Here is a 20,556-nt window from a genome sequence, read left to right as displayed (position 1 = left end):
GGCCCCTTTCTGTCTTATGCCTTCCCCGGACGATTGATTGTGAGGAAGTGCCGCACGACAGGCTTTTCCAGCCCGGAATGATAAGCCAGCACCTTGCCCTGCAAATCCGCATCAGCGTGGGAGACCCGCTTGTGCTGGCGCAGATGCTCGGCCCAGGATTCCACCATGAACCATTCAACGATCTTTTGCGGATCGGCGGAGTCTTCCGTCACACCCCAACCATAGGCGCCATCGCGGCGACGTTCCTGGGAAAGTTCGTCCAGCGCATGCAGGAAGGCCGAGCGGTGATGCTTTTCGACATTATATTCGATCAGGATCAGAACCGGGCCGCGATCATGGGCGACCGGCTCGGCAACGAGCGGTTCGGGCCAATGGTTGGACGGCACCATATCCGCATCGCCCGCAGGCAATTTCAGGCGGTGCATGACGACGCCCGCAATCAGCAATCCCGCAGCGCCAATCAGCAACGCACCCGGAACGCCTGTCGCTTCACCAACAGCGCCCCAGCCAAGGCTGCCGACCGTCATCGCGCCATTGAAGACGGTGAGGTAAACGGCAAGGCCACGGCCGCGCACCCAGTTCGGCAGAACCGCCTGGGCGGCACCATTCAGCGTCGTCAGCGCCGTGATCCATGCGCCACCGAGGAAGAGCAGGATGATGATGGCAAGCCACTTTGGCGGTGCGAAGGACAACCCCGCCATGACGAGCGCAGTGGTGAGAGCCGCACCCAGCAGCAGGGCATCGGCATCGAAACGGCCGCGCAGCTTCGGCATGATCAGCGCGCCGCCAATGGCGCCGGCGCCGACGGCACCGAGCAGGATGCCATAGAAGCTCGCATCGCCGCCGAGCAATTGCCGGGCGACCAAAGGCAACAGCGCCCACACAGCACTGGCAAATGCGAAGAAGATCGCAGCCCGCAGCAGGACGACATGCAGTGGCCGGCTCGCGCGGGTGTAACGAAGGCCTGCCCGGAAAGCGCCGAGGAAACCTTCGGCCAGCGCATCGTCGGCGTTCTTCACCCGCGGCCACCACAATAGGGCGGCGATGACAATGAAATAGCTGGCAACGTCGGCGCCATAGGTAACGGCCGCACCGAAGGCCGCAAGCAGAATGCCGCCGGCGGCAGGACCGATGGAACGGGCGATGTTGATGCCGAGCGAGTTCAGCGCCACGGCGCTCTTGATATCCTCACGCTTCACCAGTTCCGGCACGATGGCCTGCCACGTCGGGCCCATCAGCGCCGCACCGATACCGCCGAGGAAGGTGAGCCCGATCAGGGCGCTGACGGATAGAAGTCCGGTGTGAGCAAGAACCATGAGGGTGACGCTGACCGAGGCCAGCAGAAGCTGCACCGCGATCAGGAATTTGCGGCGGTCGAGAATATCCGTCAGCACGCCGGCCGGGATTGCCAAGAGAAAGATCGGCAGCGTCCCTGCCGCCTGAACCATGGCGACGGCCGCCGGCGAGGCTGAAAGATCGGTCATCAGCCATGAACTGGCGACATCGCGCATGAAGCTGCCGGTATTGCCAAGCACCGTCGCCGCCCAGAGGACGGCGAAAACCGGTTGAGCAAGGGGAGCAAAGCTGCTCGCGGAGGATTTTGCGGCACTCATTTGCCTGTTCCTTTCGTGAGATCGATTGCGGCGACGATGATGAAGGCACCGGCAAGGCCAAGATGCTCGAAGAAGGCGTTGGTGGCCATCATGCGGTTCATGCCAGGCGCCATTTCCCAGAAGCGCAAAGCGATGAAGGTGGCCAGAAGCGTGAAACCTGCAAGTGAGAGAGCACCGGCCCAGCGCAGGAAGCCCGACACCACCAATGCGGAGGCGGTAAGCTCGAACAGGATGACGACGACGGCGAATGCGGCCGCCGGCTGAAGGCCAAAATGGTTCATCTCGGCGATAGCGCCGGGGAAGTCGAAGATCTTGGTCAGCGGCCCCTGAATATAGGCCGAGCAAAGCGCGAGAAGCGCAAGGGTCTTTGTGGTGGGGGCGGCAACGACATTTGCGAGGAAGCCGCGAAGTCGAAGGGTTGAAGATGGCTCGGTCATTTTTGCTCCTGCGATCTGGCCGGTCGGTTCGAGCGGCGCTGCGTTCATCTGATGGAGCGATATTGGCGCAAAGGATTACCGCCAACAATTGCATCAATAGTTTCGATATAATTGTTATTTTCGCAATATTGAGTTTGCGGTCGATTTTCATGCCAACGGACGGCGGCATGCGCCGCCCGTTGGGTCTTTAAGATCGGCTCAGACTGCCCAGCAGGAGCAGCCCAACGCGCCGAAGAACCCCTTGAGGTCAGCAATCGGCAGTTTCGACGTCCAGGCACCGGCATGGTCATGACCATGGACGCCGCAATCGCTGGCACAGCCGCAAGAGGTGATGGCTGCGCGTCTGAGCGAGTTCTTTCCAGCACCCTGCGGCTCTCCCCAGGCGGCATAACCTCCAAAGGTTCGCACAGGCGACCAATCGGGCATGGCCGGCGGAATATTGCTTTCATCGAGTGTCCTGAAGTCGCCGGCGCCATAGACGATCTTGCCGCCGACCATGGTCAGTTCGGAGGTAAGGAAGGAGATTTCATCCTCCGCGCAGGAGAAATAATCCTTGTCCGGCACCACGAGATCGGCGAACTGGCCTTTTTCGATGCGGCCCTTCTTGCCTTCCTCGTTGGAAAACCAGGTGACTTTTTCGGTCCACATGCGCAACGCCGTCTCACGGTCGAGGCAGTTGGCGCGCGGATAAAGCTGCATGCCGCCCACCGTCTTGCCCGTCACCATCCAGAACAGCGATACCCACGGATTATAGGAGGCGACGCGCGTTGCATCCGTACCGGCCGAAACATTCACGCCCTTTTCCAGCATCCGGGCAATAGGCGGTGTGGCTTCCGCCACGCCCTGGCCGTAACGCTCGACGAAATATTCGCCCTGATAGGCCATCCGGTGCTGGGTGGCGATGCCGCCGCCAAGGGCGGCGATACGGTCGATGGAGCGATCGGAGATGGTTTCGGCATGGTCGAAGAACCAGTTCAGACCTTCGAGCGGGATATCGCGATTGACCTTTTCGAAGACGTCGAGTGCCCGCGAAATCGTCTCGTCATAGGTGGCGTGCAGACGCCAGGGCCAGCGGTTTTCCGCCAGTATCCGGACGACGTCTTCGAGTTCGCCTTCCATTTCCGGCGGCATGTCCGGTCTCGGCTGACGGAAATCCTCGAAATCGGCTGCGGAAAAGACCAGCATTTCGCCTGCACCATTGTGCCGGAAATAGTCGTTACCCTGCTTGTATTTGACCGATGACGTCCAGTTGAGGAAATCCTCCTTCTCCTGTTTCGGCTTCTGGGTGAAGAGATTATAGGCCAGCCGAACCGTCATCTGGTTCTCATCCGACAGTTTCTGGATCACTTCGTAGTCGTCAGGATAATTCTGGAAGCCGCCGCCGGCGTCGATCACGCCGGTCACACCCAGCCGGTTCAGCTCCCGCATGAAGTGGCGGGTGGAATTGACCTGATAGTCGAGCGGCAGTTTCGGCCCCTTGGCAAGCGTCGAATAGAGAATGCCGGCATTCGGCTTGGCAAGCAGCAGACCCGTGGGATTGCCGTTGGCATCGCGGGTAATCTCGCCGCCGGGCGGGTTCGGCGTATCCTTGGTATAGCCGACGGCGCGAAGGGCGGCGCCGTTCAGCAGCGCCCGGTCGTAAAGATGCAGCAGGAAGATCGGCGTATCCGGCGCCACCGCATTGATCTCCTCAATGGTCGGCAGGCGCTTTTCGACGAATTGATGTTCGGTGAAACCGCCGACGACACGTACCCATTGTGGAGCTGGAGTAATGGCCACCTGGCGCTTCAGCATGTCCATGGCATCTGCAAGCGAGCGCACGCCATCCCAGCGCAGTTCCATGTTGAAGTTGAGGCCGCCGCGCACGACGTGGGTGTGGTTGTCGATCAGGCCGGGCAGAACCCGCTTTCCCTTCAGGTCGATGATCTTCGTGTCCAGCCCGGCAAGGGCCATGATCTCGGTGTCGCTTCCCACCTCCAGGAACAGGCCGTCCTTGATGGCGACCGCCGTTGCATTCGGATTGCCGCGATCGAGCGTCGTGACGCGGCCGTTGTGAAGGATCGTATCTGGATGCATGGAAGAACCTCCGCTCTTGATGGGATCAGCGGCTTTAGCCGGTGAAAACAGATTCGGAAAGGCAAGGCTCGAGGCCGCGCCAAGAAAGGTGCGACGTGTCGTCATCAGCTTCTCTCCCGCTCGGTCGGCTGCTTGACTTCGGCAAGGCCAATTGTTTCAGCGCCGCCCTTCGGCATATGGCCGAACATGTGCGGCTTGATCTGGTTGAACCACGAAACGGCGGCCGGTTCCTTGCCGGCGATCGTCTTCGCGAAGGGGATGATCTGCTCTCCGACCAATATGCCGAGCAGACCGACGAGAGCGATGACGGGCGGTGCGGGAGAGCGCACATTGAGCAGGCTGTAAACGATGCCGACCAGCAGACCGGCGCCAAGGGACAGAAGATAGACTTTCATGGGAACCTCCTCGATGGATGAAAGCCGCACCGGGCTGGATGGCGATCCTGCCGGCGCGGCGCGGGTGAAAGCTTATTTCTTGGCCGGGTTCGGGCCGATGCGCTTGCCGTGCTTGACGCGTTCTTCACCACCATGGACATGGGTGACGGCATAATCGATACCCATGCCGTAGGCGCCGGAATGTTCCTTCACCAGCGAGGTGACGGCGTCGTAGGTTTCCTTGCGTGCCCAGTCGCGCTGCCATTCAAGCAGCACCTGCTGCCAGGTGACGGGAATGACACCGGCCTGCACCATGCGGTCCATGGCATATTTGTGCGCATCGGCGGAGGTGCCGCCAGACGCATCCGCCACCATGTAGATTTCGTAATCCGCGACATCATGGAGCGCCGAGAGCGCGAATGTGGTGTTGCAGACTTCCGTCCACAGGCCCGAGACGACGATCTTCTTGCGACCGTTGGCGGCATTCTTCGCCAGGGCATCGCGGACATTCTGGTCATCCCAGGAATTCATCGAAGTACGTTCCAGAATGTCGTTTTCCGGGAAGACCGCGAGCAGTTCAGGGAAGGTGTTGCCGGAGAAGCTTTCCGTTTCGACCGTGGTAATGGTCGTCGGGATATTGAAAATCTTTGCCGCCTTGGCGAGGCCGACGACATTGTTTTTCAGGGTCTGCCGGTCGATCGACTGCACACCGAAAGCCATTTGCGGCTGCTGGTCGATGAAGATGAGCTGGCTGTTGGCGGGGGTAAGGACTTCGAGCTTGGACATTTTCAGTTCTCCGTTCAGGTGGTTGTTGCCGGTCTGCGGCTATGGAAATTGAGAAGGCTTGGCCGGTCGGCTGCCAGCGGGGCAGCCGTCTTGAATGGCTTGGATATGCTTCAGTCAGTCGATGCGGAGCAAAAGCCCGCTTTATGCCGCAAGCGGAGCGAGGTTCGCCTCGATCTGATTGCGGAAAGGTTCGTAGCGGTTCGGCAGCTTGAGCGCTTCGCCCAGATGCGCGGTATCCTCGTCGCGGTCGAAACCGGGTTCATTGGTGGCGATCTCGAACAGGATGCCGCCCGGCGTGCGGAAATAGATCGCCCAGAAATAATCGCGGTCGATGACGGGGGTGACCTGATAGCCCGTATCCATCAGCGCCTTGCGCACTTCCAGCTGCTTCTCGCGGTTTTCAACCGCGAAGGCGATATGGTGGACAGAACCTGCTCCCGGACGGGCAAAGGGCGTCTTGGGCAGGGCGGCAAGATCGATCGTATCTGCCCCGTTGCCGCCGGGAATGACGAAACGTGTCACATTGCCTTCAACTTCAGTCCGATCATAACCCATGAAACGCAGCAGTTCTTCGGTTGCGGCAGTGTCATGCAAATTAAAGCGTGCGCCGGTGAAACCGCGTATGGCGTTATCTTCGGAAATTCCCTCGGCCAGCCAGGCGGCACGGGCGTCATCTCCGGTTTCGATCAGTGCAAGGCCATCGCCATCGGGACCAGTGAAGCGCAGGCGATTGGCGCCAAAGACCGTGTCGGTCTGAATGCCGGCGGCGCCTTTGGCAATGAGACGCTCTTTCCAGAAGCCCAGCGAACCCTTCGGGATGGAAAACTGCGTCTCGCCCACCTCGCCGACACCGGGACGACCGGTCATCATGTTGGCGAAGGGAAAATAGGTCATGACCGTACCCGGTGTTCCCTTCTCGTCACCGTAATAGAGGTGATAGACGCTGGGTTCGTCAAAGTTGACGGTTTTCTTGACCCGGCGCAGGCCGAGCGTATCGGTGAAGAAACTGTTGTTCTGCCGCGCATCCGACGCCATGGAGGTGACGTGGTGCAGGCCCTTGATATCCTTGATCATCGTCGGCGCCTTTCATCTTTGGTGTGTCCGTTTCGATGGATAAAGATGTAACCCGCTTGATTGCCTCGCGGAATTGCAATATTTCTCTCGAATGAATTGCGATTTTTGAAATAATAGCGATGAACGATTATAAAGCTCTCAAAACCTTCCTGATGGCGGCCGAAAAGCGCAACTTCGCGCAGGTCGCCCGCGAACTGGGCATGACGGCGGCTGCCGTCACCCGTGCAATTGCCGCGCTTGAAGACGATCTCGGTGTACAATTATTCGTCCGCACCACCCGCCAGGTGTCGTTGACGACCGACGGCGCCGTCTTCGCCGCACAGATCCAGCCGGCGGTCGAGGCGCTGGAGAATGCCCGGCGCGATGTCCGCAACGCGCACAAGGCCGATGAGGGGCGGCTGAGGATTAGCGCGCCGACATGGCTCGGCAAGACGGTGCTGCCGCCGATCCTGTCCGGCTTCCGGGAACTCTATCCGAAGATGTGCTTCGAGATTTCGCTCTCGGACGGCCTGATCAATATCGTGGATGACGACTACGATCTGGCAATCCGCATTTCGTCGGCCCCATCGGACAAATTCACCATCTGGCGCAAGATCAGGGCCGTGCCGAGAATATTGGTGGCGGCCCCGGGCAGCCGGTTCACGCAGATGGAACATCCGGGAGAACTGACCCCTGACGATTGCCTTGCCTATAGCGGCGAAAGCCGGCGGGAGAACTGGGTCCTGTCGGACGGCGGATCGAGCATCGCCATCTCGGCCGGCCGCGCATTCAGCGCCAATAATGGCGAGGTTCTGGCCGATATGGCGGCGGAAGGCGCCGGTGTGGCCATGCTGCCGGGATTTCACATTGCCGAACATATCCGCAGCGGCCGGCTCGTTCATGTCCTGCCTGACTGGGCTCCGCCGGAACTTTGGCTGACGCTTTATTATCCGCCCTATCAGGCGCTGCCGCCCCGCATCGCGACTTTCTCGAAATTCTTCGAAGAGCAGTTACCCGCGCATATGGTGATGCTGGGCTAGGGTCGCACCGCCGTTTTCTCCGGTCGGGACGGCCACAATTCCTGCTCCGCGACGGGCCGGCTGATATTGCCCAAAAGCAAGGTCCCGGTGATCGGAGTCCGAAACCTCCGATCACCGGAACGAATTTTTAGAGCCACGCTTTCAGCGCCTCAGCTGAAGGCGCCGTAAAGACAGGGCAAGGATCAAAACTCCTCCCAATTGTCGGGGGCGGTATTCAACGCGGCATTGCCTGAAAACGCAGCCCTTATCCTGCCGCCAAGAGCGCGCGCGGGAGACGCTGTGGGCCTGTCGGCAACCGACGCCGTGCGCACGGGGGCGGAGATCTCGCCATAACCGCCTTCGGACAGTTTGAACTGGGCGATCAGGCCGTTGAGCGAAGAGGCCTCGCGTGCAAGCCCGTGGCTGGCGGCGGTGCTTTCCTCCACCATGGCGGCGTTCTTCTGGGTGTCCTGATCCATCTGGTTCACGGCCGTATTGATCTGCTGAAGACCGGAGGATTGCTCCTGCGCCGATTCCGCGATGGCAGCGACGTGCCGGTTGATTTCCTGCACCTCCGTCACGATCAGTTCCAGCGCCTTGCCGGTTTCACCAACCAGCTGCACGCCTTGCTGAACCTGACCATTGGATGTCGTGATCAGGTTCTTGATCTCCTTGGCGGCGCCGGCGGATCGTTGCGCCAATTCGCGAACCTCCTGCGCGACAACGGCAAAACCCTTGCCCGCCTCACCCGCACGGGCAGCTTCCACGCCCGCATTCAGCGCCAGAAGGTTGGTCTGGAAGGCGATCTCGTCGATCACGCCGATGATGTTGGAAATCTCATTGGCGGATGTTGCGATCTGCTCCATTGCGGCGACGGCCTGCTGCACCACCTCTCCTGATTTTTCAGCGCCGACTTTGGCGCGGCCGACGAGGTGACCCGCTTCCTGCGCCCGCTTCGTGGCGTCCTTCACCGTGGTGGTGATCTCTTCCAGCGCAGCCGCAGTCTCTTCAACGGCAGCCGCCTGCTGCTCCGTGCGCTTGGCCAGATCGTCCGCCGCAGACCTGATCTCATTGGCGCCGGCGTCGATACCGCGGGCGTTCTGCGCCACCTGGCTTAAGGTCGACTGCAACTGTTCCGCAGCCCGGTTGAAATCACCGCGTATACCGTCGAGACCGGAGACGAACGGCTGAACGATCCGGTAAGTAACGTCGCCCTGTGCTATTTTCGAAAGGGCCGTGGCAAGATTGTCGACGGCAAACTGTACGTCGGCGGCCTCCCTGGTCTTCTGTTTTTCACGCTCGATCCGGTCCTTTTCCGAAGTCGACCGGTTGGCTTCCGTCTCAGTCTCAAGGCGGAGGCGTTCGATTGCGCTCTCGCGAAACGCCTGAACCGCGGCCGCCATCTGGCCGACTTCATCCCTGCGATCCATCCCGGAAATTTCGCTTGCCGTATCGCCGGCCGCGAGCGATTCCATGCGCGCGCGAAGTCGCGCAATCGGGGTGGTGATGCCCCGGGAGGAAATGAGCAGGCCAAGTGCGATCACGGCCAGCGAAACGAGCGCGAGCGTAATCAGGCCTGTCCAGATCGTCGTATTGGTGCTGGCGGTAAGGCGTTCTCTACCCTCATTCATCACCTGGATGAGCTGCTCATTGCCGGCGCTGATCTTTGGCGAGACTTCGGCAATTTTCCGAAGCACGTTGAGCGCCATCTGCTGCGCTTCGGCGCGTTGCCCTGCCTGCATGAGGGCGATGACCTGATTGCCGATCTCCTCGACTTCGACAACACCCTTGAGGATATCGCGCGCGGCATCGGTGCGTGCCGGCACCAGCTCCATGATCTTGTTCTGACGTTCCTCAAGCTGCTTACGGTCGGCTCTGAAGGTTTTGACAGCGGCTTCGAAATCAGCGCTCGTCGGGTCGTTAAGGCTGGCGCGAAGCATCTGCATGCCGAGCGCATTGAGGTTTCCGCTGGTTCTGGCGTTCAGAACCGCAGCAAGGGCCTCATGGCCGATAAAATCGCTATAGACGTTGTCGGTGCTTTTATATTGCAGGCTGACGTAGCCTATGCCGGAAAGCGACATCAGGCTCATCAGCGCGATGACAAAAACGACCTTTGTTTTTATCTTGGTATTGTTCAGGAAAGACATGAATGGCCTCAAGGCAAACATTTCTCCAGCCGCCCTCGCGGGAGGCCGGAGAAGATATAATGAAACATCGCGGGTAGCTGTTGCCCCTCATAGGGCGACAAGCGGACGCCTTTTTCGAGTCGCCGCCGGGCGGGTCGTTCCGGGTCCGCTTGTTCTACCGGCTCCGCCGATGAAACCTTGGAACCTGCGTATTTTAGATTTCACAAAATAACTAAATGAAGTGTTACCCGGGATAGGCAAGTGCTGACAATTCGCCGCGCCGCAGACGGCTCCGAGCATCGAAATCACGATTTATGGAATATCAAATGCCTGGTAGATTGGCCTCTTGATCTGCATGTTTTCGGGATTGCCTGATAAGCCAGTCTCCGAACAGCACAACGTTGCGGTTATTTGCCTTTCTCTCCGGATAAACGACGTAATAGGAGTCCTCGGAACGCGTGGCTTCTCCGAAAGGCATATGCAAATCGACATTGGCCTTGTCATGCCAACGAAATGTTTCCAGCACCTCCTTTACGAAACAGTCGGCATCCGGAAGACACGGAAAGGATTGCGCTTCAGCGCCTCGTCATTGACGCGTGCCACGAGTGCCATCGGCGTGCCGTAGGCAGGAACCTCCTCACGGTACATTTCTGACATGGCGCTTGAAAACGCTGCACGGATCTCGCTGGTGGAAACATAGTTGGACATGCGCGTGCAGCCCTATCGATCGCTCGGCGACAAGCCGCCGCCAGCCTTCTTGCAACTCGCCATCTTTTTATGGCCGCGACGGCAGATTAGTTCGCGGGAACCGCAGTGACCCCAAGTCATTTCCGGCCTGTGTTCATAGGGTTTGCTGCGCGCACAGTCCTCCTAAATCGGACCATAATAATGTAGTGTCATACCGTGAATTATTGGAAGGGTTTTACGAATGAGCCTCGCTGGAGATGTCGCGGAAGACGCTGAACTCCCCTCTACTCTCTATGATGGACTTGCCGGCTTTCGGCTTGCCATGCGGCGCTTCCTGTCGCTCAGTGACGCTGCTCTCGCAAAAGCCGACGTCACTTCTCAGCAATACCAGGCCATGCTGGTCATCAAGACCGCACCGGAAGGGAAAATGAGAATACGGGATTTCTCGGAACTGATGCTCATCCAGGCGCATGGGGCGGTGCAATTGGTCGACCGGTTGGCGGCGGCCGGTCTGGTGGAAAGAACACCGTCACAGAGAGACAAAAGGAGCATTCTGATTAGCCTCACCCCAAAGGGCGAACACATTTTACGAACGCTTGCCAGAATACATCTGGAAGGACTCTTGGCCAATCAAGACCTGCTTGTCGAATCCCTTGGGAAACTGCGCGATCTGAACGAACTAACCTAAAGGCTGCGTCACAACCGCGGACGATATGACCATTGAAGCGATATTCTCCATGGTAATCGCAAATGGAATCAGCCACAGCAATGTCAATACAGTGCCCGACACCCAAAACCATCGACCGAGCTCCAACTGAGAGGAGCCGGTCGATTTTTTGCCAGGCTGAGGCGACCGCGCAAGTCGCCACGCCGCCCCTGCGAAAAACAACGCGCTGAAAAATCCACCAAATATAATGACAAAAATACTTGTCGCAGTGACGATGCCGGCCAACAGCCTTAACCAGAGTGGCGTTACACTGTCACCAGTCAAGGCAATCATCGTTGCACCGACAACAATGATTACCGGAGCGATTGGAAGCCACAAGATCAGCCAGCCGTAGGTTTCATCGAGCGCGCGGCCAGCAACCTTGATTGCAGCCAATATCCGAGTTGTTGTTGGCACCGCATGAAACACAACCACATCCTCCTTAGCCGATAGCCGCGAAGTATATCACGGGGTGACATAAAGCGGCAGACGCGGCCCGGCCGTACTGAACACATTTTGGTCACATTTAGGTGTTGCGCGTCACGTATGGCGGGATAAAGCGACGAGAAACATGTTAGCCCGACAACAACGATTGACAAAACTGAAGAGGTACAACCGGCCGCACCGGAGTTCCCAAGCGGATAGATCGCTGATCAATCGGCTGGCGACCGCGCAATCTCAGGAGGCGCAGTCGTAATTCAGCTACTCATCGACGTTGTTATTTTGCGAGAAGTCCTTCTCATCACCGGCCTGAAGGATGTCAGCCCTTCCCAATGATAAATCCTGCGATACCCGAATCGGCCGTTTGTCTCTTCGATGCATCAGATAAGTGACGACACATTGATCGCCTCTGGAGCTTACCGACAGCAATCTGTCCGACGTCCCACGCATGAATGCTTCAGCGGCGGCGGCACAGTCAGTCTGGGCAACGGCTGGCGCACCAACCAAATTCAGCAGGGCGCACAAGACGAAAGCCACAGTGAGAGAAACCGAAGAACACAAAATGTCACGCACACCCATCAATCAGTGTGTCCGGCGAAACGCTTGCAGTTCATTCCGGTCGAAGAGGGCTTCACACACTTCCTGAATCATAAATCGTGCGGCGCTCGCGACCGGAGCCGATAGGGTTTCGCCCTGCCTGGCCGCATAGCCAATCCGCAAAAGACCTTCCAGTTCCGTTGAATTATCAATCAGCCCATCGAATTTTTCGAGAAAATCAGCGGGTAGGGTTCGAACTGCACCGCCCGGCCTTTCAATCAGGCCATGTTGCAAAAGTCGCGTTTCAAGCAACGAAGACAATTTTGCAATCTCACTGACGTCGTTCATCTGTTCCCCCCGAATGATACAGTCTCCCAACTCATTTTATATCACGACATGATATTTTTTTCAATGTCGAGTTGCTCGACGAAAACCGGGTTCGGGTTGAGAGAGCGGGAAAATCAAATACTGCGACGGCCGACGCCCTCTGCAGGCCGCGATGACGCGCGCCGAACGTTGAGACGAAAATCGTTGGTCACAGATTGCGGTCACGCTTTCGTGTTCGCCTCACGCTGTAACGTCGCTCCCGGAAAGATCGAATACAGCCATACGCGGCCGATGAACGGTCTGCGGACATTCAAGAGGAGATCATTTATGAACCGTTCCACGCTCACCCTCGCTTTGGCAGGCTCACTCGCAAGCGCTGTCGCATCTGTGTCTTTTGCTGCGCCGCTGGCACCGGAAAAGATGGCCGGAAACGAGAAATGCTACGGCATCGCCCTGAAGGGGCAGAATGATTGCGCTGCCGGCGCCGGCACGACCTGCGCCGGAACCTCCACCATGGATTACCAGGGCAATGCCTGGAAGGCCGTACCCGCCGGCACGTGCACCACGATGAACGTGGATGGCCACAAGGGCATGCTGGAGCCGTCTAAAAGCTGAGCCGCGACACCGGAGGCCCGCTTGCCGGGCCTCCTCCTCATCCGTCAAAACCGGGAGACCAGCAATGACCGTTTCAGCCGACCGCGCCACCGTCCTGCCACCCCGTGCTGGCCTCGGCCTCAAGCCGGAACATTACGACACCATTCTCGACGCAAGGCCGGATATCGGTTTTTTCGAAGTCCACGCGGAAAACTATATGGGCGCCGGTGGCCCGCCGCACCGTTATCTTGAAGCCGTTGCAGCGCTTTATCCCCTGTCGCTGCATGGCGTTGGCCTGTCGATCGGTTCGGCCCGTGACCTCGACACCGGGCATCTGAGACGGCTTCGCGACCTTATCGATCGTTACCGGCCGCAGAGCTTTTCGGAGCATCTGGCGTGGTCGACCCATGACACCGGTTTCCTCAACGATCTTCTGCCCTTGCCCTACACGGCCGAAACCCTGTCGCGTGTCGCCGACCATGTCGATGAGACCCAGCAATGGCTGGGCCGGCAAATGCTGCTTTAAAATCCATCAACCTATGTGCTGTTTTCCGAAAGCACCATCGATGAGGTGGATTTCCTCACCGCCATTGCAAGCCGAACCGGATGCGGGCTGTTGCTCGATGTGAACAATGTCATGGTCTCGGCGGTGAACCATCGCCTCGATCCGGTCGCCTATATCGACCGTTTCCCGGTCGAGCTGGTGGGTGAAATCCACCTTGCCGGTTATGACGAGACCATCGACAGCGTTGGAGACCGGCTGCTGATCGATGCCCACGGCACCGCCGTCAGATCCGATGTGATGGAGCTTTACCGGCACACGCTATCGCGCAGCGGCGCTTTGCCAACCCTGATCGAATGGGACAACGACGTGCCAGACTTTGCGACGCTTCAGGCAGAAGCGGTGCGCGCTGACATCCTGTTGAACGAAGCGGCCCTGAAAAGCCGCTCCAGCCAGGCGGCGTGACCATGCGGTTTTACGAAAGCCAAGGCGCCTTTGCCTCCGCCCTGCTCGATCCGGGCCAACCGCTACCGTACGGCATCACCACCGCGCGCGGTGCTGCCGATCCCTCGCGTTTTGCCATCTATCGCAACAACGTCTATGTCGGGCTGACGACGGCGTTGGGGCAACGTTTTCCAGTGACGAAACGGCTGGTTGGCGTTGAGTTCTTTGCCGGAATGGCCCGTGCCTATGCCGCCGACCGCAAACCGGCCTCACCGCTCATCATGCAGTACGGTGACGATTTCCCGGATTTTGTTGCGACTTTCCCGCCGGCATCGTCTCTCGCCTATCTCGCGGATGTGGCGCGGATCGAGGCGGCGTGGAGCACGGCCTATCACGCGGCAGACAGAGCGCCGCTCGAAGTCTCCCAACTCGCCGCCCTTTCACCCGAACACCTTCTCGATAGGGTGCTTATCCCGCATCCTTCTGCCCGGCTTGTGCAATCGCCGTTTCCGGCCGGCAGCATCTGGAACGCCCACCAGGGCGAAACCGTGACACCGCCTGTCGACTGGCGAGCCGAAACGGTGCTTGTCGTGCGGCCGGCCATGCAGGTCGAGATCAACGTCCTGCCATCGGCAGATGTTGCCTTCGCGGCGCGTCTCTTTGCCGGCGCAAGCCTTGGCGAAGCGGCTGAGACGGCTTTGGCCGCAAAATCTTCCTTTGATTTCGGATCGGCCTTGATTGGCCTGATCGGCCTTGGCGCTTTTAGCGCCGTTGAACACCGTGAAGGGGACCTTCCATGACCACAGAACTTGCCTCCGCACGCAGCCTCAGTGGCGCGTTCTTAGCACTTCATCGTCACGCCGAATGCCTGCTCGCCTCCATTCCGCAATCATTGCCGCTTTTGGCGCTGCGGTTTGGCCTGGCAATTCCGTTCTTCAAATCGGGACTGACCAAATGGGACGGATTTCTGACGTTATCGACCGGCGCCAGATATCTGTTCGAACAGGAATTCAGGCTGCATATCTTCGGCAACCTGATCCCCTACCCTATGCCGCTGGTCATGGCGGCGGCCTCGGGCATTGCCGAACTCGTTCTGCCTGTGCTGCTAGTTCTTGGCCTTTTCACCCGTTACGCCGCTTTGGGTCTGCTGGTGATGACGGCGGTGATCCAGCTTACCGTTCCGGATGGCTGGGCCAATTTCCATCTGCCCTGGGCTGCCATGGCGCTGACCCTCGTGGTCTATGGCGGCGGCCGGATAGCGCTGGATGCCCTTGTCAAATTGCGCCGACACTGACCGAACGTTGATCGTGGAACACCCCGGCCGCCTGAATTCCAGGGCGTGATGCTGGCAACGTCGATCTTCGCAGGCATGGTCAGGGCCCTTGTTGTTTCTCCCTGATGTTCATGCCTCGAAAGCTTCTTCCTGTCGCGTTCTCGAGACGACGCAATGCCAGAACGCATTTTTTTTGCGGAACAATCTGTGGATGTTGAAGTTACCCTTCATCAGGAGGAGGACTATCCATGATCGCAAAAGCCATTTTAGTGGGGGCAGCCACTGCCTTGTCGACGCTTTTTTCCACCGTTGCGCTGGCGCAGACCGAGCTGACGATGTGGTATCATGGTGCCGGAAACGTTGAAGAGCGCAAGATCCTGACCGGCATCATCGAGGACTTCAATTCATCCCAGACAGACTGGAGGGTATCGCTTCAGGAGTTCCCTCAAACCGCATATAACGAATCCGTCACCGCCGCTGCGCTTTCCAGCAAGTTGCCTGACATTTTGGATGTCGATGGGCCGAACATGCCGAACTGGGCCTGGTCCGGTTATCTGCAACCTTTAAAGATCGATGAGGCAAAGCTTGCGAACTTCCTGCCCGGCGCCGTGGGCAAGTGGGGAGACAAGCTCTATTCCGTCGGGTTGTGGGATGCAGCCGTAGCTGTATTCGCCCGCAAATCCGTTCTCGATGAAAATGGTATTCGTATTCCAACGCTGGAACAGCCCTGGACCGGCGAAGAGTTCAACGCGGCGCTTGAAAAACTCGCAGCCACCGGCAAGTTCGAATATGCGCTGGACCTTGGCATGGCCGATAAAACCGAGTGGTACAGCTATGCCTTCAGCCCGTTTCTGGAGAGTTTCGGCGGCAGCTTGATCAACAAGGAAAACAACCAGACCGCCGAGGGCGCGCTGAATGGAGATAACGCCGTCAGGTTCGGAGAATGGTGGCAGTCCCTGTTCGAAAAGAAGCTCGCACCGGGAACCTCGCAATCGCCTGCCGATCACGAAACCGGATTTCTGGAAGGTCGCCACGCCTTGCAATGGATGGGCAACTGGGTTGCGGTGAAGGCGCTGGAGAAATACGGCGATGATCTGTTGTTCCTGCCTGCGCCCGATTTCGGGAAAGGCCCGAAGATCGGCGCCGGGTCATGGCAGTTTGGCGTATCGGCCACCAGCAAGCATCCCGAAGGTGCATCGGCCTTCATCGAATTCGCCATACAGGACAAATATCTCGCGCAGTTTTCCGACGCGATCGGTCTTATCCCGGCCACGTCTTCGGCTGCCCAGATGACGAAGAACTACAAACAGGGCGGCCCGCTTGAGGTTTTCTTCGAGCTGTCCAAACGTCAGGGGACATTGCGGCCGGTCACTCCGGCTTACGCCTTCATCTCGCCGGTCTTTTCCAAGGCTCTTTCCGACATTGCCAACGGCGCGGATGTTGCCGATACGCTGGATAACGCAACCGACGAGATAAACAATAATATAGAGCGCAATTCCGGTTACCGACCCAAATAGGGGCAGGTTATCGATGGCGCTCTTTTCTTCAAAGGGAAAACTGACCCGGGACAGCTTCACGGGTTGGTTCATGGCTGCCCCGGCGATGGTGCTGATCGGGCTGTTTCTGATCGCACCCTTTTTGCTGGGGCTCGGTTTTTCCTTCACCAACCAGCGGCTGACATCTCCCAATCCGACCGAGTTTGTCGGCGTTGAAAATTACACCCGGCTGCTGGGTATCGGCGTGCTGACGCTCCAGCCGGAAAAAAAGGCGGACGGCAGCATCAGCCAGGATGCGGATGGCTCCGTCTCCTATCCGCGAATTCGCAATTTCACCCGCAACAATCCCGACTATCCCCATCTGGAAGGAATGCGGGAATATAAGAGCTTCACCTGGGGCGACGATCAAGTCGTCATTCTGGCGCGCGACGTCGTGTTTTTAACAGCGCTCGTCAATACGCTGGCTTTCGTGGCGGTCGTCGCGCCGGTTCAGGCGGCGCTGGCGCTGTTTCTTGCCCTGCTGGTGAACCAGAAGATACCCGGCGTCACGATTTTCCGCGCGATCTACTTCATGCCGGTGGTGCTGTCGGTTGTAGTGGTGGCGCTGCTCTGGCGGTTTATCTATGCAGCCGATAACGGGCTCTTGAACAGCCTTTTGGGCTACATGAGCTTCGGACTGTTTCAACCTGTCGACTGGTTGGGCAGAACCGATACCGCTTTATGGGCCATCCTGGTGATGTCGGTCTGGCAGGGCGTCGGGTTCCACATGGTCATCTGGCTCTCCGGTCTGCAAACCATCTCTCCGGATCTTTACGAAGCAGCCGACATCGAAGGGGCTAGTCGCTGGCAGAGATTCCACATGATAACCTGGCCTCTGCTGCGCAACACGGCGGTGTTGATTGTCATCGTCATTACCATGCAGGCTTTTGCGCTTTTTGCGCAGATCGACGTGATGACCAAAGGCGGCCCTCGCGATTCTACACAAAGCATCGTCTATCAAGCGGTTGAGCGAGGATACCGCCAGCAGGACATTGCGGCCGGTTCCGCAATTTCGGTCGTGCTGTTCCTGCTTGTTCTGTGCATTTCGCTGACCCAGCGATACCTCACAAGGGAGAAGCAATGATGCGGGCCGGACAACGCAAAAGCCTCGGCTTTCTCATCGGCAACTATCTACTTTTGCTCGCCTTCGCGGCGATATTCATTTTGCCGCTGTTGTTCATGGGGTTCTCGTCGCTAAAACCGAACGACCAGCTGCTGAATGACGCCACGTCGATACGAGCCTTTCTGCCGGTCGGGGATCTTTCGTTTGAAAACTATACAGCAGCTTTCGCCCGGGCGCCGATTGCGACCTTCATATTCAATTCGGTGCTGGTGACGGGCGTTACCGTATTTCTCGCCCTGCTGCTTGGCTCGCTTGCGGCCTTCGCCTTCACCTTCTTGAACTGGCGCGGAAAGGACGTTCTCTTCTCGATCATCCTCGCCACGCTCATCATTCCTTTTGAAACCATTGCCGTGCCGTTGCTGCTGGAAGTCAACAGCCTGCCATGGATTGGCAGCAACGGGTTTACCTGGGGATGGCTCAACTCCTGGCATGTGCAGATCATCCCATGGATCGCAGACGGGCTGACGATTTTCCTTTTCGTGCAATATTTCAAGGATCTCCCGAAGGAGTTGCTGGAGGCGGCGCGCATCGACGGGGCCGGCTGGCTGCGGATTTATGCGCAGGTGGTGATGCCGCTCAGCGGCCCGGTGATCGCAACCGCTGCGATCTTGAAATTCCTCGTCATGTACAGCCAGCAATATCTATGGCCGCTTCTTGTCACTCAATCCGAGACATACAGACCTGTCATGGTCGGGCTGCAATACTTTTTCCAGCTCAACACGCCCTGGGGTGAAGTCATGGCTTATCTGACCATCATTACGCTGCCGGTGCTGATTTTTTATCTCTGCCTGCAGAGACTGTTCATCTCCAGTATCGCAGCGAGCGGTATAAAGGGATAGCGCCTCATCCTGCACGGGGTGAAGGCCTGACATAAGGCCATAGTGAGAATGAACTGGGACTTGCGGGAGCTTGCTGCATTCCATTGGCGCCGAATATTCTGGCCAACCCGGAGGCTGTTGTGTTTTCTTACGAACTTGAACGCTGAACGGCGCCGGCAGATCGTCGTTCCAGATTGGCTGATCACACTGCCATTAAAATCGTATGTTTGACCGGGAAGGGCAGTCGCCCGAGAGTTGATCTTAAGCGCCCCGCGAGATTTGCCCTTCTCACATTCATGGTTTGAGCCGCTTTGAAGGATGAGGCCGATGAAAATGAGATTTCTCTGTGAGGCTGTTCTCGCCTTGATGTTTTCCACCGCAATCGCCTCCGCCCAGCAGGCGTCCGACACGGTGGCGCCGGAAAGGGCAACCGGGCTTGCCACCGCCAAACGTGTCGAGTCGAAGAACTTCATGGTCGCCGCAGCCAATCCGCTGGCGACCAAAGCGGGACGCGACGTGATTGCGGCGGGCGGCAACGCCATAGATGCGATGGTGGCGGTGCAGACCGTGCTGGGCCTCGTTGAACCACAGAGCTCCGGTCTCGGCGGCGGCGCCTTCCTTGTTTATTACCACGCAGAAAGCGGCAAGCTGACGACGTTGGATGGCCGGGAGACGGCACCGATGGAAGCCACGCCAAAACTCTTCCTGGATGAAAATGGCCAGCCGCTTAAATTCATGAACGCGGTCATCGGCGGCCGTTCCGTCGGAACGCCGGGAACGGTGCGACTTCTGGAGGAAGCTCATAAACGCTATGGCAAGGCTGAATGGGCAAGCCTGCTGAAACCGGCGGAAACGCTGGCGACCGAGGGCTTTCAGGTGTCGCCTCGCCTTGCCTCTCTGATCGCGTCCGAGGGTGACCGGCTGAAGACATATCCAGAGGCGCGGTCCTATTTCTTTGACACCGCCGGGGCCGCGTTGCAGGCTGGTACTTTGTTGAAAAATCCGTCCTATGCCGAAACGCTTGCAATGATCGCCAAAGGCGGTGCAGATGCGTTTTACAAGGGGCAAATTGCCGAGGCCATTGTCAAAACCGTGCGCGAGGCGGCCGACAATGCCGGCGTGCTGTCGCTTTCCGACCTTGCCAATTATCGCGTCATCGAACGCGAGCCTGTCTGCTTTATCTATCGTGCGCTTGATGTTTGCGGCATGGGGCCGCCATCTTCTGGCGGTATCGCCATTGGCCAGATACTCGGCATGGCGGAGAACTTCGATCTAAGGTCGCTGGGGCCCAAAAATGTCGAAAGCTGGCGCATTATCGGCGATGCGCAGCGTCTTGCCTTCGCCGACCGCGAGCGTTACGTCGCTGACGCCGATTTCGTGCCGCTACCGGTCAAGGGCCTGCTCGACAAGGCCTATCTAGGCGAAAGGGCAAGCTTGCTCGACGGCGAAAAGGCCTTGGCCAAAGATGTCGTCAAGGCCGGCGAGCCGGAATGGGACCATGCGCTGCTTTTCGGCCGGGATGCCGCGCTTGAGTTGCCCTCGACGAGCCATTTCGTCATCGTCGACAGGCAGGGCAACGTTGTTTCGATGACAACGACGATCGAAAGCGGTTTCGGCTCGCGTCTGATGACGAATGGCTTCCTGCTCAATAACGAATTGACGGACTTTTCCTTCAAGACCCACGATGGCGGCCTGCCGATCGCCAATCGAGTCGAGCCCGGCAAACGGCCGCGCTCTTCGATGGCCCCGACTATCGTGATGAAAGATGGAAAACCGCTGCTCGCTATTGGTTCGCCCGGCGGCAGCCAGATCATCGGCTATGTGGCGCAGGCGCTGATCGCCTATATCGACTGGGGCATGCCGGTTGAGGTGATCGTCGCCCAGCCGCATCTCATCAACCGGTTCGGCACCTACGACATCGAGGCAGACACCAGCGCGGAGGAGCTGGCAGGACCGCTGAAGGCGCTGGGTTACGAGGTGAAACCGGGTGAGATGAATTCTGGTTTGCATGCGATCGAGCTGACCGCCCAGGGTTTGGCCGGTAGCGCCGATCCAAGGCGCGAAGGAGCGGTTCTCGGGGACTGA

Annotated in this window: 18 protein-coding genes and 2 pseudogenes; 10 read left to right on the top strand and 10 right to left on the bottom strand. The window is 58.5% G+C overall.

From position 1 onward, the window contains the following. Positions 1-14: 14 nt before the first annotated feature. The 6 genes from PL597_RS09550 to PL597_RS09525 all read right to left on the bottom strand — a co-directional run bounded on the left by PL597_RS09550 (position 15) and on the right by PL597_RS09525 (position 6,360). Positions 15-1,613, bottom strand: a complete 1,599-nt coding sequence (locus PL597_RS09550; RefSeq protein ID WP_077983581.1) for an MFS transporter — start codon at positions 1,611-1,613, stop codon at positions 15-17. Continuing rightward, on the bottom strand, positions 1,610-2,050 hold the full coding sequence (locus PL597_RS09545) for a DoxX family protein (protein ID WP_142913532.1): 441 nt from the start codon (positions 2,048-2,050) through the stop codon (positions 1,610-1,612). Before PL597_RS09545 ends, PL597_RS09550 begins: the two co-directional genes overlap by 4 nt. Before the next feature lie 198 nt (positions 2,051-2,248). Further along, positions 2,249-4,231, bottom strand: coding sequence for an amidohydrolase (locus PL597_RS09540; protein ID WP_271365021.1), 1,983 nt, complete (start codon positions 4,229-4,231; stop codon positions 2,249-2,251). Continuing rightward, a complete protein-coding gene (locus PL597_RS09535; RefSeq protein WP_271365020.1) occupies positions 4,231-4,521 on the bottom strand; it encodes a XapX domain-containing protein in 291 nt (96 codons plus the stop codon). Before PL597_RS09535 ends, PL597_RS09540 begins: the two co-directional genes overlap by 1 nt. 72 nt (positions 4,522-4,593) lie before the next feature. Beyond that, on the bottom strand, positions 4,594-5,286 hold the full coding sequence (locus PL597_RS09530) for a hydrolase (RefSeq protein WP_137411309.1): 693 nt from the start codon (positions 5,284-5,286) through the stop codon (positions 4,594-4,596). Positions 5,287-5,427: 141 nt separating this feature from the next. Next, on the bottom strand, positions 5,428-6,360 hold the full coding sequence (locus tag PL597_RS09525) for a VOC family protein (protein WP_077983586.1): 933 nt from the start codon (positions 6,358-6,360) through the stop codon (positions 5,428-5,430). A gap of 119 nt (positions 6,361-6,479) precedes the next feature. On the opposite strand from PL597_RS09525, the gene PL597_RS09520 reads away from it, so the two are divergent. Further along, a complete protein-coding gene (locus tag PL597_RS09520) occupies positions 6,480-7,379 on the top strand; it encodes a LysR family transcriptional regulator (RefSeq protein WP_137411308.1) in 900 nt (299 codons plus the stop codon). A 182-nt stretch (positions 7,380-7,561) separates the two neighbouring features. On the opposite strand, the gene PL597_RS09515 is transcribed toward PL597_RS09520, so the two are convergent. Next, entirely contained in the window at positions 7,562-9,505 is a 1,944-nt protein-coding gene (locus PL597_RS09515) for a methyl-accepting chemotaxis protein (protein WP_271365019.1), read from the bottom strand. 454 nt (positions 9,506-9,959) lie between these two features. Further along, positions 9,960-10,192 (bottom strand): annotated as a pseudogene (locus PL597_RS26315) (2-oxoadipate dioxygenase/decarboxylase family protein); the annotation flags it as partial. A gap of 220 nt (positions 10,193-10,412) precedes the next feature. Here PL597_RS26315 and PL597_RS09505 point away from each other — a divergent pair. Beyond that, positions 10,413-10,859 (top strand): MarR family winged helix-turn-helix transcriptional regulator, encoded by a 447-nt coding sequence (locus PL597_RS09505; protein ID WP_080794712.1) that lies wholly within the window; start codon positions 10,413-10,415, stop codon positions 10,857-10,859. On the opposite strand, the gene PL597_RS09500 is transcribed toward PL597_RS09505, so the two are convergent. Together PL597_RS09500 and PL597_RS09495 are read right to left on the bottom strand one after the other, a co-directional pair. Continuing rightward, entirely contained in the window at positions 10,851-11,306 is a 456-nt protein-coding gene (locus tag PL597_RS09500; RefSeq protein WP_142913536.1) for a hypothetical protein, read from the bottom strand. The genes PL597_RS09505 and PL597_RS09500 overlap by 9 nt on opposite strands. A gap of 594 nt (positions 11,307-11,900) precedes the next feature. Beyond that, on the bottom strand, positions 11,901-12,203 hold the full coding sequence (locus PL597_RS09495) for a hypothetical protein (protein ID WP_077983593.1): 303 nt from the start codon (positions 12,201-12,203) through the stop codon (positions 11,901-11,903). 306 nt (positions 12,204-12,509) lie between these two features. On the opposite strand from PL597_RS09495, the gene PL597_RS09490 reads away from it, so the two are divergent. From PL597_RS09490 to ggt, 8 genes and pseudogenes are all read left to right on the top strand, one after another. Then, positions 12,510-12,797 (top strand): BufA1 family periplasmic bufferin-type metallophore, encoded by a 288-nt coding sequence (locus PL597_RS09490; protein ID WP_080794706.1) that lies wholly within the window; start codon positions 12,510-12,512, stop codon positions 12,795-12,797. A gap of 64 nt (positions 12,798-12,861) precedes the next feature. Beyond that, positions 12,862-13,743, top strand: a pseudogene (bufB, locus tag PL597_RS09485) (MNIO family bufferin maturase). Then, positions 13,740-14,522 (top strand): HvfC/BufC N-terminal domain-containing protein, encoded by a 783-nt coding sequence (locus PL597_RS09480; RefSeq protein ID WP_271365018.1) that lies wholly within the window; start codon positions 13,740-13,742, stop codon positions 14,520-14,522. Before bufB ends, PL597_RS09480 begins: the two are co-directional and overlap by 4 nt. Further along, entirely contained in the window at positions 14,519-15,016 is a 498-nt protein-coding gene (locus tag PL597_RS09475; protein WP_142913539.1) for a DoxX family protein, read from the top strand. Before PL597_RS09480 ends, PL597_RS09475 begins: the two co-directional genes overlap by 4 nt. A 227-nt stretch (positions 15,017-15,243) precedes the next feature. Further along, positions 15,244-16,512: a sugar ABC transporter substrate-binding protein gene (locus PL597_RS09470; protein ID WP_077983598.1), complete on the top strand. Its 1,269-nt coding sequence runs from the start codon at positions 15,244-15,246 to the stop codon at positions 16,510-16,512. A gap of 13 nt (positions 16,513-16,525) precedes the next feature. Then, entirely contained in the window at positions 16,526-17,614 is a 1,089-nt protein-coding gene (locus PL597_RS09465; protein WP_271365017.1) for a carbohydrate ABC transporter permease, read from the top strand. After that, positions 17,611-18,492 (top strand): carbohydrate ABC transporter permease, encoded by an 882-nt coding sequence (locus PL597_RS09460; RefSeq protein ID WP_271365016.1) that lies wholly within the window; start codon positions 17,611-17,613, stop codon positions 18,490-18,492. The genes PL597_RS09465 and PL597_RS09460 overlap by 4 nt, the downstream gene beginning before the upstream one ends. 306 nt (positions 18,493-18,798) lie before the next feature. After that, positions 18,799-20,556 carry a gamma-glutamyltransferase gene (gene ggt / locus PL597_RS09455; RefSeq protein ID WP_271365015.1) on the top strand — a complete coding sequence of 586 codons (1,758 nt, stop codon included), beginning with the start codon at positions 18,799-18,801 and terminating at the stop codon, positions 20,554-20,556.

It is taken from the genome of Agrobacterium sp. ST15.13.013 (assembly GCF_027956525.1).
GTDB classification, from domain to species: domain Bacteria; phylum Pseudomonadota; class Alphaproteobacteria; order Rhizobiales; family Rhizobiaceae; genus Agrobacterium; species Agrobacterium salinitolerans.
Note: the sequence above shows the minus strand (reverse complement) of the source record. Positions and strands in the feature narration are given on the sequence as shown.

Coding starts and splice junctions, on each gene's coding strand:
- PL597_RS09525 (WP_077983586.1), bottom strand. CDS start 6,360: ATGATCAAGGATATCAAGGGCCTGCACCACGTCACCTCCATGGCGTCG.
- PL597_RS09535 (WP_271365020.1), bottom strand. CDS start 4,521: ATGAAAGTCTATCTTCTGTCCCTTGGCGCCGGTCTGCTGGTCGGCATC.
- PL597_RS09545 (WP_142913532.1), bottom strand. CDS start 2,050: ATGACCGAGCCATCTTCAACCCTTCGACTTCGCGGCTTCCTCGCAAAT.
- PL597_RS09530 (WP_137411309.1), bottom strand. CDS start 5,286: ATGTCCAAGCTCGAAGTCCTTACCCCCGCCAACAGCCAGCTCATCTTC.
- PL597_RS09465 (WP_271365017.1), top strand. CDS start 16,526: ATGGCGCTCTTTTCTTCAAAGGGAAAACTGACCCGGGACAGCTTCACG.
- PL597_RS09505 (WP_080794712.1), top strand. CDS start 10,413: ATGAGCCTCGCTGGAGATGTCGCGGAAGACGCTGAACTCCCCTCTACT.
- ggt (WP_271365015.1), top strand. CDS start 18,799: ATGAAAATGAGATTTCTCTGTGAGGCTGTTCTCGCCTTGATGTTTTCC.
- PL597_RS09495 (WP_077983593.1), bottom strand. CDS start 12,203: ATGAACGACGTCAGTGAGATTGCAAAATTGTCTTCGTTGCTTGAAACG.
- PL597_RS09470 (WP_077983598.1), top strand. CDS start 15,244: ATGATCGCAAAAGCCATTTTAGTGGGGGCAGCCACTGCCTTGTCGACG.
- PL597_RS09540 (WP_271365021.1), bottom strand. CDS start 4,231: ATGACGACACGTCGCACCTTTCTTGGCGCGGCCTCGAGCCTTGCCTTT.
- PL597_RS09520 (WP_137411308.1), top strand. CDS start 6,480: ATGAACGATTATAAAGCTCTCAAAACCTTCCTGATGGCGGCCGAAAAG.
- PL597_RS09475 (WP_142913539.1), top strand. CDS start 14,519: ATGACCACAGAACTTGCCTCCGCACGCAGCCTCAGTGGCGCGTTCTTA.
- PL597_RS09490 (WP_080794706.1), top strand. CDS start 12,510: ATGAACCGTTCCACGCTCACCCTCGCTTTGGCAGGCTCACTCGCAAGC.
- PL597_RS09515 (WP_271365019.1), bottom strand. CDS start 9,505: ATGTCTTTCCTGAACAATACCAAGATAAAAACAAAGGTCGTTTTTGTC.
- PL597_RS09550 (WP_077983581.1), bottom strand. CDS start 1,613: ATGAGTGCCGCAAAATCCTCCGCGAGCAGCTTTGCTCCCCTTGCTCAA.
- PL597_RS09460 (WP_271365016.1), top strand. CDS start 17,611: ATGATGCGGGCCGGACAACGCAAAAGCCTCGGCTTTCTCATCGGCAAC.